The following is a 13473-nucleotide window of genomic DNA, read 5'->3' on the forward strand; positions in this document are numbered from 1 at the left end:
AGGTCGGCGGCACCTGCCTGCACCGCGGCTGCATCCCCACCAAGGCGCTGCTGCACGCCGGTGAGGTCGCCGACCTGGCCCGCGAGGGCGAGCAGTTCGGCGTGAAGACGTCGCTGGCCGGCATCGACATGGACGGCGTCAACAGCTACAAGGACGGCGTGATCTCCAAGCTCTACAAGGGGCTGCAGGGTCTGGTGAAGGCCCGCAAGATCACCTACGTCGAGGGCGAGGGCCGGCTCACCTCCCCGACGACCGTCGAGGTGAACGGTCAGAGCTACGAGGGCAAGCACGTCCTGCTGGCCACCGGTTCCTACCCCCGGTCGCTCCCGGGCCTGGAGATCGACGGCACCAAGGTCATCACCAGCGACCACGCGTTGAACCTCGACCGCGTGCCGAGCTCGGCGATCATCCTCGGCGGCGGCGTCATCGGCTGCGAGTTCGCCAGCGCGTGGAAGTCCTTCGGCGTCGACGTGACCATCGTCGAGGGCCTGCCGCACCTCGTGCCGCTCGAGGACGAGGCGGCCTCGAAGCTGCTGGAGCGAGCTTTCCGCCGGCGCAAGATCGCCTTCGAGCTGGGCAGCCGGTTCTCCGGTGTGCAGCTCACCGAGAACGGCGTCAAGGTCTCGCTCGAGAGCGGCAAGGAGCTGGAAGCCGAGCTGCTGCTCGTCGCCGTCGGCCGCGGCCCGGTCAGCTCCGGCATCGGGTACGAGGAGGTGGGCGTGGCCATGGAGCGCGGCTACGTCCTGGTCGACGAGTACATGCGCACGAACATCCCCACGATCTCCGCCGTCGGCGACCTCGTGCCCACCCTCCAGCTGGCCCACGTCGGCTTCGGCGAGGGCATCCTCGTCGCCGAGCGCGTCGCGGGCCTGGAGCCGGCGCCCATCGACTACGCCGGCGTTCCGCGGATCACCTACTCCGAGCCGGAGGTCGCCTCCGTCGGGCTCACCGAGGCCCAGGCCAAGGAGCGCTACGGCGAGGTCAAGACCCTCACCTACGACCTCGCGGGCAACGGCCGCAGCCAGATCCTCAAGACCACCGGCGCCGTGAAGCTCATCCAGGCCCCCGACGGCCCGGTCGTGGGCATCCACATGGTCGGCAGCCGCGTCGGCGAGCTCATCGCCGAGGCACAGCTGATCTACAACTGGGAAGCCGAGGCCGACGACGTCGCCAGCCTCATCCACCCCCACCCGACGCAGAGCGAGGCCCTCGGTGAGGCCCACCTGGCTCTCGCCGGCAAGCCCCTGCACGTGCACGGCTGAACCACCTACTCCCCCCCCATTCCGCGCCAGAAGGAGCACTGCCCCGATGCCGACGTCCGTCACCATGCCCGCCCTGGGCGAGAGCGTCACCGAGGGCACGGTCACTCGCTGGCTCAAGCAGGAGGGTGAGCAGGTCGCAGTCGACGAGCCCCTCCTCGAGGTCTCGACCGACAAGGTCGACACCGAGATCCCCTCGCCGGCCGCCGGCGTCCTGACCAAGATCGTGGTCGCGGAGGACGAGACGGTCGAGGTCGGCGCCGAACTCGCCGTCATCGGCGGCGAGGGCGACGACGGCGACGCGGGCGGTGGCGGCGACGCCGCCTCGGCCGACGACGAGACCATGCCCGCGACCCCGGACCAGCAGGTCGAGGACGCCTCTCCTGCTCCGCAGGATGAGCAGCCGGCGGCCGAGCCGGCGCCCGTCCAGAGCGGCGGCGACTCCGGTGGCTCGAGCGGCGGCGGCGAGGGCACCCCGGTGACCATGCCGGCGCTGGGCGAGAGCGTCACCGAGGGCACCGTCACCCGCTGGCTGAAGGCCGTGGGCGACGAGATCACCGCCGACGAGCCGCTGCTCGAGGTCTCCACCGACAAGGTCGACACGGAGATCCCGGCGCCGGTCAGCGGCACCCTGCTGGAGATCACGGTCAACGAGGACGAGACCGTGGACGTCGGCGCCCAGCTGGCCGTCATCGGCGTCGCCGGCGGTGGCTCGGCCCCCGCTCCGCAGCAGGAGGCCCCCAAGCAGGAGGCCCCCAAGCAGGAGGCGCAGCCGGCGCCGCAGGCCGCGCCCGAGGCAAAGCCCGCCGCGGCCGCCACCGAGCAGCCCGGTGGCGACTACGGCGCCAGCGGCGCCCAGCCGTCGACCTCGCCGACGTCCGCGCCCGCGCCCCAGGTCGCCCCGCAGGCTCCGGCTCCCACGGCATCCGCCCCGGCGCCCTCGGGTGACGGTGGCGGGCAGTACGTGACCCCACTGGTCCGCCGGCTCGCGGCTGACCACGGCGTCGACCTCGGGAGTGTCACCGGCACCGGCGTCGGCGGCCGCATCCGCAAGCAGGACGTCCTCGCCGCGGCGGAGAAGGCCGCGGCTCCGGCGGCGTCCGCGCCCGCAGCTCCGGCTGCCTCGACCGGCGCACGTACGCCGTCCCCGGCGGCGGCGCCCAACACCTCGGTCCGTGGCCGGACGGAGAAGCTGTCGCGCCTGCGCGCGGTCATCGCCCGCCGCATGGTCGAGTCGCTGCAGGTCAGCGCCCAGCTGACCACCGTTGTCGAGGCCGACGTCACCCGCATCGCGCACCTGCGCCAGCAGTCGAAGTCGGCGTTCGAGGCCCGCGAGGGCGTCAAGCTGACCTTCCTGCCGTTCTTCGCCAAGGCCGCGGTCGAGGCGCTGAAGGCCCACCCGTCGGTGAACTCCTCGATCGACCAGGAGGCCGGCACCGTCACCTACCACGACACCGAGAACCTGGGCATCGCGGTGGACACGGAGCGCGGGCTGCTCGTCCCGGTGATCCACGAGGCCGGCGACCTGAGCCTCGGCGGGATCGCCCGCAAGATCGGCGACCTGGCCGAGCGCACCCGCACCAACAAGGTGACGCCCGACGAGCTCGGTGGCGGCACGTTCACGCTGACCAACACCGGCAGCCGGGGGGCGCTGTTCGACACCCCGATCATCAACCAGCCGCAGGTCGCCATCCTCGGCGTCGGCTCGGTCGTGAAGCGCCCGGTGGTCGTCCAGGACGCCGAGCTCGGCGAGGTGATCGCGGTGCGGTCGATGGTCTACCTGGCGCTCACCTACGACCACCGCATCGTCGACGGCGCCGACGCCGCACGGTTCCTCGGGACGGTGAAGGAACGGCTGGAAGCCGGCCAGTTCCACGGCGAGCTCGGCCTCGCCTGACGTACGCCCGCTCGGGGCCCCGGTGACCACCGGGGCCCCGAGCCCGTTCTGCCCCCGCTACCCCGTATCCGGGAGTGCCGCATGAAGATCGCCGTGGCCGGCGCGTCCGGCTTCGTGGGCAGCGCCCTGCTCCCGGCTCTCCGCGAGGACGGGCACGAGGTCCTCCAGCTGGTCCGCCGCACGCCCCGGACCGCGGAGGAGCACCGGTGGGACCCCCAGCACCGCCGGATCGACACCACGCTGCTCGATGACGTCGACGCGGTCGTGAACCTCGGGGGCGTGGGCGTGGGCGACCGCCGCTGGAACGAGCGTCACAAGCAGGCTGTGCTGTCCAGCCGGGTGGAGACGACGGCGACGATCAGCCAGGCGCTCGCCGACGCGGCCGCCGCCGACCCCGGCCGGCCCCGCGTGCTCGTGAACGCCTCCGGCGTGGGCTTCTACGGCGACACCGGGAACCGGGTGATCGACGAGGACGCCCCGGCCGGCGACGACTTCCTGGCCCGGGTGTGCGTGGCGTGGGAGGGCGCGACCGAGCCGGCCGCGCAGGCCGGTGTGCGGGTGGCCCGGATCCGCACCGGCCTGGTGCTCGGCCCCGGCGGACTGCTCAAGCAGCTCCTGCCCCTCTTCCGGGCGGGACTCGGCGGTCGACTGGGGTCCGGGAAGCAGTACATGCCCTGGATCAGCCTGCGGGACGAGGTGGACGCGATCCGGTTCCTGCTCACCACGCCCGTGGAGGGGCCGGTCAACCTCAGCGGGCCGACTCCGGTTCCCAACGCCGAGTTCACCGCGGCGTTCGGCCGCGCGGTGCACCGGCCCGCCGTGCTCGTCGTCCCGCCGCCCGCCCTGCGGCTGGCGCTGGGCGAGTTCGCCCGCGTCGGGGTGCTCGCCGGACAGCGCGCCGTTCCGGCCGTCCTGACCGAGGCGGGCTTCCGGTTCACCCACACCGACGTCGAGTCCGCCCTGCGTGCGGCGGTCGCCCGCGCCTGACGGCTCAGCCGGTCCGGACGGCGGAGTCGATCCGCCAGCCCCCGGTCGTGCGCACCAGCACGACCTGCACCGGCGCGTCCGACCGCCCGGGCACGGTGCGCAGCACCGGTCCCTCCGGCCGGCCGGCCGGGACCACCAGGTAGTCCAGCCAGCGGTCGACGAGCTGCAGTTCCGCCCGCTCCGGTGAGGCGTCCAGCACGGTCACGTCCCGCACCACCGGGGAGAAGCCGCTGAGCGCCTCGCCGGCGCCGGCCAGCACCCGGGCGTGCTCCTGGTCGGTTCCCAGCAGCGCGCTGCCCGGCGTGTAGACCTCGGAGAGCCGCTCGGGACCGGCGGGACCGAAAGCCTCGGCCCGCCGCTGGTAGAGCTCCGCGACCAGTGCCCGCCACTCCTCCGGCGTCCCTGGCTCGGCGGTCTCCGGGAGCCCCTCGGTCCCCGTCGGCTCGGGGGCGGGCTCCGGCCGCGGCGGTGCCGACGGCGGAGAGGTGGACGCCGCCGCGGTGGACGCCGCCTCGGACGGCTGCCCCGCGGCAGGAGCGCTGCCGGAGCCCCACCGGGTGCCGGCCCACGCGGTCAGCGACAACGCGATGAGCACTACGGCCGCCAGCAGCAGGCCGCGGGCGGCGCGGGCGGGGACCAGCTGACGCCGTCCCGACCGGTCCTGCTCGGCGACGACCGGTGCCGGACGCGGCCGACGGCCGGCCACGACGTGGGTGAGCGCCGTCCGCACGTCGGGCCGGCCGGCCGAGGCGACGGGCGCGCCGGAGCCGAGGACCACCGCCTCAGCGCGGCACGCGTGCCGGAGGTCGAGGGCGAACTCCGCGGCGGTCCCCCGCTCGTGCGGCTCGGCGGCGAGTCCCCGCCGGATGACGGTCACCAGGGCCGCCGGAGCGTCCGGGGCCAGCTCCGCCAGGTCGGGGACGGACCCCTCGGCGGCGACCTCGAGGATGTCCTCCGGGGTGGCCGCGTTCCACGGGGAGATGCCGGTGAGCGCGTGGAAGGCGGCCGCCGCGACCCCGAAGACGTCCGACGGCGGGCCCGGGACACCGCCGCGGGCCACGACCGGGTCGACGTAGGCGGGCGTCACCTCGGCGACGGCGGTCTCCCCCAGCACCCGGGCCACCCCGAGGTCGGTGAGCACGGGCCGCCCCTCGGCGGTGAAGAGGATGTTCCCGGGCGCGAGGTCGCCGTGGACGACGCCGTGCTCGTGCGCGTGCGCGAGGGCGGACGCCACCGGCGCCAGCGCGGTGACCACCTCCCCCGGGGCGAGCCGGCCGCGCCGGGCGAGCAGCGCCGCCAGGCTGCCGCCGGCCAGCAGGTCGAGCACCAGGGCCACCCGGGGCGTGCCCCCACGCCGCGGCTGGTGCACGACCTCGTGCAGCCGGACCAGGTGCGGGTGGTCCAGTTCGCCCAGCAGCGCCGCCTCGCGCACCTGCCGGTCCGGGTCCCCGGCCACGAGCACCTTGACGGCCACCGGGTCACCCCCGCCACGCGGAACTGCGCGCCACACCTCTCCGGACCCGCCGCGGCCCAGCAGCACCTGCAGCGTGTACCCGGGGACGTGCGGCGGGACGGGCGCGGGAAGCGACATGCCCGGCACCGTAGGGGGAACCGACCGCAACGCGTTCCGGTTGTCCACAGGCCGGGTGCTGCACCCGGGCGGCCCGCTGCACGCACCCCGGACACCGCCGGGCGGTGTCGACGCCCACGCACGCCGAGGTCGTCGTGGTCGGAGCCGGGCTGTCGGTGGCGACGCGCTGAGCCTCTTCCCGATGCCCACGGTCGCCGACCTGCGCGCCCATCTGCTGGCGCGGGACGTCGTGTGGGTCGGCGGCGGGAGCGTGGCAACCTGACTCCGAGGAGCCGCGCCGGCCGCTCCACCACCGCCTGGCCGCCGACGGCACCCTTTCCGGAGGCCATGCGACCGACGACGGCGCGGGCCTGGTCTACCGCGTCACGGAGCTGGTGGAGGCGGTCGCCGACCGGCCCGGGGCGGCGGCCGACCGGGTGGAGCGCGGCACCGGCGGCAGGGCCGTCGAGACCCGCGTCGAGCCCCACCGGCCGGCCTGAGGCATAGGCTGGCACCCGTGACGCTCGAGGTGCACCGGCTCGGCATGGTCGGCTACGAGGAGGCATGGGCGCGCCAGCGCGAGCTGCACGCCCGGGTCGTGGAGGGCAGCGCTCCCGACACGCTCCTGCTGCTGGAGCACCCGTCGGTCTACACCGCCGGGCGCCGCACCGAGCCGCACGAACGCCCCGCGGACGGGACGCCGGTCGTCGATGTCGACCGCGGCGGCAAGATCACCTGGCACGGCCCCGGGCAGCTCGTCGGCTATCCGATCGTCGCGCTGCCGGACCCGGTCGACGTCGTGGCCTACGTCCGCCGGCTGGAGGCCGCGCTGATCGAGGTCTGCTCGGCGTTCGGCGTCGACGCCGGCCGGGTCGAGGGGCGCAGCGGCGTCTGGCTGCCCGCGGACGAGCCCGGCGCCGGTTTCCGGCCGGAGCGCAAGGTGGCCGCGATCGGCATCCGGGTGGCCCGCGGCGTCACCATGCACGGCTTCGCGCTCAACTGCGATCCGGACCTCGGGGCGTTCGGCGCGATCGTCCCGTGCGGGATCCCGGACGCCGGGGTCACCTCGCTGTCGGCCGAGCTGGGCCGCGACGTGACGGTCGCCGAGGCCCTTCAACCGGTCGAGGCGGCGATGGCGCGCGCCCTCGTCGTCGAGCCGGCGGCCTGAGGGGTCAGCCGAGGTTGCGCGACCACGAGGTCAACCGGCCGGCCGACACGAACCCGAGCGCCTCGTTGACCGCCACCATCGGGGTGTTGGTCTCCGCGTTGTAGGTGCTGACCCGCCGTACCTCGGGAAAGGCGACCGCCAGCTCCCGGAGGACGGCGGCCTTGAGCAGCGCGCCCAGCCGGTGACCGCGGTGTTCGCGCAGCACCAGCGTGCCGCCCTGGTGGGCGCGCACCGGGCCCGAGAGCGGCACCTGCAGGTCGGTGAACGCGACCAGCCGGCCATCGGCCACCGCTCCCGCCGACAGCACCGTGCGCCCCCGGGCCACGTGCGCCGCCTCGTACTCGCGCACCCGGTCGCCGTCCCAGCGTTCCTCCTCCACGGGGAGGTCGCCCTGGGGCGCGTCGCTGCTCATCCGCTGCTCCAGCAGCGCCCGGTCGTCGAGGAACTCGTCCGGGGCCCGGTCCCGCCAGGTGACCAGCTCGTAGCCCCCGCTGCGCGCCCGCGCGTCGGCCTCCATTGCCGCCAGCCGGTGGTCGTCCACCGGCAGCACCAGGTCGCGGCGGGTCTCCTCCAGATCGCACGTCCAGCCCAGCCGCTCCGCGAACCCGCGTCCGGGCGCGTCGTCGGCCGGCTCGTCGACCTCCGAGATGAGCACCGTCCGCCCGGCGGCGGCGCACAGCCGCAGGGCCTCGTCGTGCAGCACCCGGCCGATGCCCAGGCCCCGGTGCGCCGGGTGTACCGCGAGGTCGACGACCGCCATCCGCGGGTTGTCCTTCAGCGGGAAGAGCAGCCGCAGGGCACCGACCACGTCCCCGCCGACCAGCGCAGCCCGGTGCGTGCCGTCCCGGAAACCGCCGGGATGGACCAGCTGGCGACCGAGCGCGACGTGCTCGGCCGCCGGCCGCGGTGCCTCGTCGGGCCGTGCGGCGCGAGCGGAGGCGGCGAGGACCTCGCACCACGCGGGGAAGAGGTCGTCGTCCGGGCCGAGCTCCGCGAGTGTCGCGGTCGAGGAGGTCACACCCGTGGTTCTACCGCTCCGGGCAACCGCTTTTACCCCAGGACGAAGTTGACCAGCCGACCCGGGACGGCGACGACGCGGCGGATCGTGGCCCCTGCCAGGTGGCCGGCGATCTTCTCGTCGGCGCGCGCCGCGGCCTCCAGTGCGGCGGCGTCGGCGTCGGCCGGCACCGTGACCTGCGCCCGCACCTTGCCGTTGACCTGGACCGCGACCTGCACGGTGTCCTCGGTCAGCCAGCGCTCGTCGGCCACCGGGAACGGCGCCCACGCCGAGGATGTCTCGGAGCCGAGGCGCGACCACAGCTCCTCCGCCAGGTGCGGGGCCAGCGGCGCGACCAGCAGCACCAGCGGCTCGGCGACCATGCGCGGCACCGGGGTGTCGGCGCCGTACACGGAGGTCAGGTGGTTGGTCAGCTCGGTGATCCGGGCGATCGCGATGTTGAAGCGCAGCGTCGCGTAGCCGTCGCGGACGCCGTCGATCGCCTTGTGCAGCGCGCGCAGCGTCTCCTCGGCCGGCTCGATGTCGGCCGCCCGGACGGCGCCGGTCTCCTCGTCCACGACCACGCGCCAGATCCGCTGCAGCAGGCGCTGGGAGCCGACGACGGCCTTGGTGTCCCACGGCCGCGACTGCTCCAGCGGACCGGTCGACATCTCGTACACCCGGAAGGTGTCCGCGCCGTAGGCGCCGATCATCTCGTCCGGCGTGACCATGTTCTTGAGGCTCTTGCCGATCTTCCCGTACTCGCGGTTGACCGGCTTGCCCTCGTGGAAGAACTGGCCGTCCTTCTCCACAACCTCCGACGCCTGCACGTAGAACCCGCGCTCGTCGGTGTAGGCGTAGGCAGAGATGTAGCCCTGGTTGACCAGCCGGCGGAACGGCTCCTCGCTGGAGACGTACCCCAGGTCGTGCAGGACCTTGTGCCAGAAGCGGGCGTACAGCAGGTGCAGCACCGCGTGCTCGACGCCGCCGACGTACAGGTCGACGCCACCCGTGTCGCCCTCGCCGCGCGGCCCCATCCAGTACCGCTCCAGCTCCGGGTCGACCATCCGCTCGTCGTCGCCGGGGTCCAGGTAGCGCAGGTAGTACCAGCAGGAGCCGGCCCAGTTGGGCATCGTGTTGGTCTCGCGCCGGTACTTCTTCGGGCCGTCGCCCAGGTCCAGCTCGACGGTGGTCCACTCCGAGGCCCGCGACAGCGGGGGCTCGGGCGCCGAGTCGGCGTCGTCGTCGGAGAAGGTCTTGGGCGAGTAGTCGTCGACCTCGGGCAGCAACACCGGCAGCATCGACTGCGGCACGGCGACCGGCAGGTCGTTCTCGTCGTAGACGATCGGGAACGGCTCGCCCCAGTAGCGCTGGCGGCTGAACAGCCAGTCGCGCAGCTTGTAGGTCGTGGTCGCCTCGCCTGCGCCCTTGCCGACCAGCCACTCGGTGACCCGCTCGATGGCGGCGGCCTTGTCCAGTCCGTCGAGCGAGATCTCGTCGTTGGCCGAGTTGATCATCGCGCCCGGGCCGGTGTAGGCACCGCCGTCGTCGTCGAACCCCTCGGGCCGCTGGACGGTCGGCACGATCTCCAGGCCGAAGGCCCGGGCGAACTCCCAGTCACGGGTGTCCTCGCCCGGAACGGCCATGATCGCGCCGGTGCCGTAGCCGGTCAGCACGTAGTCGGCGATGAATACCGGCAGCTCGCGGCCGTTCACCGGGTTGACCGCGGTGACCCCCAGCCAGACACCGGTCTTGTCGCGGCCGGCGTCCTGGCGGTCCAGCTCCGAGCGCCGCGACGCCTGCCGCTGGTACTCGCGCACGGCCTCGGCCGGGGTCGCCGCCCTACCGGTCCAGCGCGGATCGGTGCCCTCGGGCCAGGCGGCCGCGGTCAGGGAGTCGACCAGCGGGTGCTCGGGGGCCAGCACCACGTAGGTGGCGCCGAACAGGGTGTCGGGCCGGGTCGTGAAGACCTCGATCGTGTGCTCATCGGCGGCGAACCGGATCTTCGCGCCCGTCGACCGCCCGATCCAGTTGCGCTGCATCAGCTTCAGCGACTCCGACCAGTCCAGCCGGTCCAGGTCGGCCAGCAGCCGGTCGGCGTAGGCGGTGATCCGCATCATCCACTGCTTCAGCGGCCGCCGGAACACCGGGAAGTTGCCCCGCTCGGAGCGCCCGTCGGCGGTCACCTCCTCGTTGGAGAGCACCGTGCCCAGGCCTGGGCACCAGTTGACCGGCGCCTCGTGCAGGTAGGCCAGCCGGTGCGCGTCGACGACCGTGCGCTGCTCGACCTCGTCCAGCTCCGCCCACGGGCGTCCCGACGGGTTGGTGCCGGCGGCCGGCTGGCGGGTGCCGGCGTCCAGCTCACCGATCAGCTCGTCGATGCGCCGCGCCTTGCCGACCGTCTCGTCGAACCACGAGCCGAAGATCTGCAGGAAGATCCACTGGGTCCACTTGTAGTAGCCCGGGTCGATCGTGGCGAAGCTGCGGCGGTCGTCGTGGTCGACGCCCAGCCGGCGCAGCTGCGCCCTGATCGCGGCGATGTTCGCCTCGGTGGTGATCCGCGGGTGCTGCCCGGTCTGGACGGCGTACTGCTCGGCGGGCAGGCCGAAGGCGTCGTACCCCATGGGGTGCAGGACGTTGTCGCCGTCCATCCGGCGGAACCGGCTGGTGACGTCGGTGCCCAGGTAGCCCAGCGGGTGTCCGACGTGCAGCCCCGCGCCCGAGGGGTACGGGAACATGTCCATCGCGAAGTACTTCGGCCGGTCGGCGACCCGGTCGAAGCCCGCGCTCAGCCGCCCGGTCGGGTTGGGCGTGTGGAACGTGCCCTCGGCCTCCCAGCGGTCCTGCCAGTCCAGCTCGATCTGCTGCGCCAGCGACGGCGTGTACCGGTGCGCGGGGACGCCGTCACCGGTGGTGGTGGCGGCGGGCTGACGGTCGGTCTGGCTCATCGTGGGGCTCCCGTGGGGGTCGAACCGGCGGCGGGCAGAAAAAAACCCCTCACGCAGGAGGGGTCGGCCGTGCTGTCTGGACGTTCTCCGTCAGCACGGCCGGCGAAGCAGGAGCCGACCGGTCACAGACCAGAGCCTACCGCCTGGACGCGGCGCCGTGACCGGCCGTTCCACGACCGCCGCCTGGTCCCGCTCCCCCGTTCGGGCGAGGCGGTGCCGTCCCAGCCTCCCGCGGGGATGTGCTGCGACCGATGACGTCCGGGTGGCAGGACACCGGACCCAGCCGAGCAGCGATCGCGTCCCCGCGACCGCGGGGCTGCTGCTGGCGTGCCTGCTGACCGTCGCCGCCCACGCCACCGGCCTCCTGGGCCGGCCGGACGGAGTGGCAGCCACCGTCGTCTACGACGTGGTGCTCTACAACGGGGCCTACCTGCTGGCCGCGCTGGCGTGCCGGCGTACCGCGCTGGCCCGCCGGCAGGAACGGCTGGTGTGGAACGCACTCGCGGTCGCGCTGTCCGTAGGGGTGGCGGGGACGCTGCTCTACGTCCTCGTGCTGGTGCCGGTCCTCGGCGACGTGCCGACGTGGCTGCTGGTCACCCTCTGGGCCCCGGCCTATCCGGCCATGGGGGTCGCCCTCCTCGGCGTCGTTCGCTCCCGGGTGGGCCCCACCCACCCGAGCATGTGGCTCGACGCGCTGACCGCTGCCTGCGGCGCGGTGATCTTCGCCCTCACCCTCCTGCCGTCGCTCGAGTCCCTCCCCACCGAGGGTTCCCTCGCCGTCCTCCTGCACCTCTATCCCGTCGCCGACACGATCCTGCTGGCCGCCGTCGCCGCGGTGTGCGCGGTCATGGGGTTCCGCCGGGACTGGCCGCTGGTGCTGCTCGTCGCCGGGCTGCTGTGCACGTTCGCCGCGGACTCGTGGTTCGTGACCGCCGTGGCCGAAGGCGACCGGTCCGCGTCACCGGTGCTCGACTCGATCTGGATCGCCGGAGCGGCTTTCGCGGCCGCTGCCGCCCACGTCGCGGGGCGTTCGCCCCGGCCCGTGCCGGCCGAGGCCGACCCGATGGCACGGGCCGGCTGGCGGGTCGCCGTCGTCCCGCTCGGGTCCAGCGTCATGGCGCTGGCCGTCCTCGTCTCCATCTGGGGCACACCGCGCCTCGGGCTGCTCGGGTGGTCGGCCATCACCTGTCTCCTGGCGACCCTGGCCCGCACCGCCATGTCGGTCCAGGAGTTCCGCGGTCTGCACGAGTTCCGCGCTCAGGCCCGCACCGACGAGCTGACCGGCCTGCCCAACCGCCGGGCACTGCTGGAGCGGGTGCGCCTGGCGCTGACCAACGGAGGCGGCCGGCCGGTCGCACTGCTCCTCCTGGACCTGGACGGCTTCAAGGAGATCAACGACAGCCTCGGGCACGCCGCGGGCGACGACCTGCTGCGCCAGGTGGGCCCGCGGTTGTGGCCCGACCTGGTGTGCGGGGAACTGCTGGCCCGGTTGGGCGGCGACGAGTTCGCCGTGCTGCTGCCCGGAACGGGTCTGGACGCCGCCATGGCGCGGGCCGAGCAGCTGCGCGCCCGTCTTCTGGAGCCCTTCGTCGTCCACGGCGTCCGCCTGCACGTCGGGGTGAGCGTCGGCATCGCCACCGGTCCCGTGCCGGCGAACACGGTGAGCGAGCTGCTCCGCTGCGCCGACGTCGCGATGTACGCGGCGAAGAAGGCGCGGGACGGGGTGCGCACCTACGTGCCCGAGGCCCGCGACGGGGACGGCGACCGGCTCCGGACCATGGAGGACCTCCGGACGGCGCTCGACGACGACCAGCTGGTCGTGCACCTGCAGCCCCAGGTGGCGCTGCACGGTCGCGCGGTGGTCGGCGTCGAGGCGCTGGTGCGGTGGCAGCATCCGGAGCGCGGGCTGCTCTCCCCCGCCGTGGTCCTGCCGGCGGCCGAGCAGGCCGGGCTCATGCGACCCCTCACCACCACCGTGCTCGGGCTCGCCCTCGACGCGGCCGCCCGGTGGTGGCCGGAGCGGGCGGTGCCCGTCTCGGTGAACCTCTCCGCCGCGAGCGTGATCGACCTGGACCTGCCGGCGACGGTGTCCCGCCTGCTGCACGACCACGGGCTCCCCCCGGAGGCCCTCACCCTGGAGCTGGTCGAGGACACCCTCATGGCCGATCCCGACCGCGGTCGCACGGTGCTGAGCGAGATGCGCAGGTTGGGCGTCCGCTCGTCGATCGACGACTACGGCACCGGCTACAGCTCGCTCGCCTACCTCCGGCACCTGCCGGCCGACGAGCTGAAGCTGGACCGGGGCCTCACCCACGACGTGGGGCGCGACGAGCGGGCGACGGCGATCGTGCGGCACACCGTCGCGCTCGCGCACGACCTCGGCCTCACCCTGGTCGCGGAGGGCGTGGAGGACGAGGAGACGGCGGCCGCGCTGACCGCGCTCGGGTGCGACGTCGCGCAGGGCTGGGCCATCGCCAGGCCGATGCCGGTGGAGGACTTCCTCGGCTGGCTCGCCGACCGCCCCGCGCCATTCCCCGGCACGCCGGCGGTCCCCGCTCCGCGGACGCCGGCGCAGCACCTGCACCTGTGACCGCCTGCCGGGATCCTCCCGGCCGGCTCGCTGCTCCACCCCGAGGACAGCACACGG

The 13473-nt window shown here is 74.1% G+C and carries 9 protein-coding genes; 6 read left to right on the top strand and 3 right to left on the bottom strand.

Going from position 1 to position 13473, the window contains the following annotated elements:
• The 3 genes from lpdA to C5508_RS05680 form a co-directional block, all read left to right on the top strand.
• Window positions 1-1262: dihydrolipoyl dehydrogenase (lpdA, locus tag C5508_RS05670; RefSeq protein WP_104523982.1), on the top strand; the 1262-nt coding region annotated here is incomplete at its 5' end.
• Between the two features lie 46 nt (window positions 1263-1308).
• Window positions 1309-3156: a 2-oxoglutarate dehydrogenase, E2 component, dihydrolipoamide succinyltransferase gene (gene sucB / locus C5508_RS05675; protein ID WP_104523983.1), complete on the top strand. Its 1848-nt coding sequence runs from the start codon at window positions 1309-1311 to the stop codon at window positions 3154-3156.
• Between the two features lie 81 nt (window positions 3157-3237).
• On the top strand, window positions 3238-4143 hold the full coding sequence (locus tag C5508_RS05680; RefSeq protein WP_104523984.1) for a TIGR01777 family oxidoreductase: 906 nt from the start codon (window positions 3238-3240) through the stop codon (window positions 4141-4143).
• Window positions 4144-4147: 4 nt separating this feature from the next.
• Here C5508_RS05680 and C5508_RS05685 read toward each other — a convergent pair whose 3' ends face one another.
• Window positions 4148-5734 carry a serine/threonine-protein kinase gene (locus C5508_RS05685; RefSeq protein ID WP_104524033.1) on the bottom strand — a complete coding sequence of 529 codons (1587 nt, stop codon included), beginning with the start codon at window positions 5732-5734 and terminating at the stop codon, window positions 4148-4150.
• On the opposite strand from C5508_RS05685, the gene C5508_RS20200 reads away from it, so the two are divergent.
• The gene (locus C5508_RS20200) at window positions 5733-5996 is read left to right on the top strand and encodes a hypothetical protein (RefSeq protein ID WP_232796941.1); all 264 of its coding nucleotides are present in this window, start codon (window positions 5733-5735) and stop codon (window positions 5994-5996) included. The two genes, C5508_RS05685 and C5508_RS20200, sit on opposite strands and share 2 nt — an antisense overlap.
• Before the next feature lie 234 nt (window positions 5997-6230).
• Window positions 6231-6881: a lipoyl(octanoyl) transferase LipB gene (gene lipB / locus C5508_RS05695; RefSeq protein WP_232796942.1), complete on the top strand. Its 651-nt coding sequence runs from the start codon at window positions 6231-6233 to the stop codon at window positions 6879-6881.
• Window positions 6882-6885: 4 nt separating this feature from the next.
• Here the strand turns inward: lipB and C5508_RS20205 are convergent, their stop codons facing one another.
• A complete protein-coding gene (locus C5508_RS20205) occupies window positions 6886-7899 on the bottom strand; it encodes a GNAT family N-acetyltransferase (RefSeq protein ID WP_104523986.1) in 1014 nt (337 codons plus the stop codon).
• 32 nt (window positions 7900-7931) lie between these two features.
• A complete protein-coding gene (gene leuS, locus C5508_RS05705) occupies window positions 7932-10826 on the bottom strand; it encodes a leucine--tRNA ligase (RefSeq protein WP_104523987.1) in 2895 nt (964 codons plus the stop codon).
• Window positions 10827-11088: 262 nt separating this feature from the next.
• Between leuS and C5508_RS05710 the strand changes: the two genes are divergently transcribed.
• The gene (locus C5508_RS05710; RefSeq protein ID WP_104523988.1) at window positions 11089-13416 is read left to right on the top strand and encodes a putative bifunctional diguanylate cyclase/phosphodiesterase; all 2328 of its coding nucleotides are present in this window, start codon (window positions 11089-11091) and stop codon (window positions 13414-13416) included.
• Window positions 13417-13473: the final 57 nt, after the last annotated feature.

The sequence above is a fragment of the Blastococcus atacamensis genome (assembly GCF_002938425.1).
Taxonomy (GTDB): Bacteria; Actinomycetota; Actinomycetes; order Mycobacteriales; family Geodermatophilaceae; genus Blastococcus; species Blastococcus atacamensis.

What these genes read in the sequence shown, in the direction of transcription:
- C5508_RS05680 (WP_104523984.1), top strand. Translation starts at nt 3,238, where the DNA reads ATGAAGATCGCCGTGGCCGGCGCGTCCGGCTTCGTGGGCAGCGCCCTG.
- leuS (WP_104523987.1), bottom strand. Translation starts at nt 10,826, where the DNA reads ATGAGCCAGACCGACCGTCAGCCCGCCGCCACCACCACCGGTGACGGC.
- C5508_RS05685 (WP_104524033.1), bottom strand. Translation starts at nt 5,734, where the DNA reads ATGTCGCTTCCCGCGCCCGTCCCGCCGCACGTCCCCGGGTACACGCTG.
- sucB (WP_104523983.1), top strand. Translation starts at nt 1,309, where the DNA reads ATGCCGACGTCCGTCACCATGCCCGCCCTGGGCGAGAGCGTCACCGAG.
- C5508_RS20200 (WP_232796941.1), top strand. Translation starts at nt 5,733, where the DNA reads ATGCCCGGCACCGTAGGGGGAACCGACCGCAACGCGTTCCGGTTGTCC.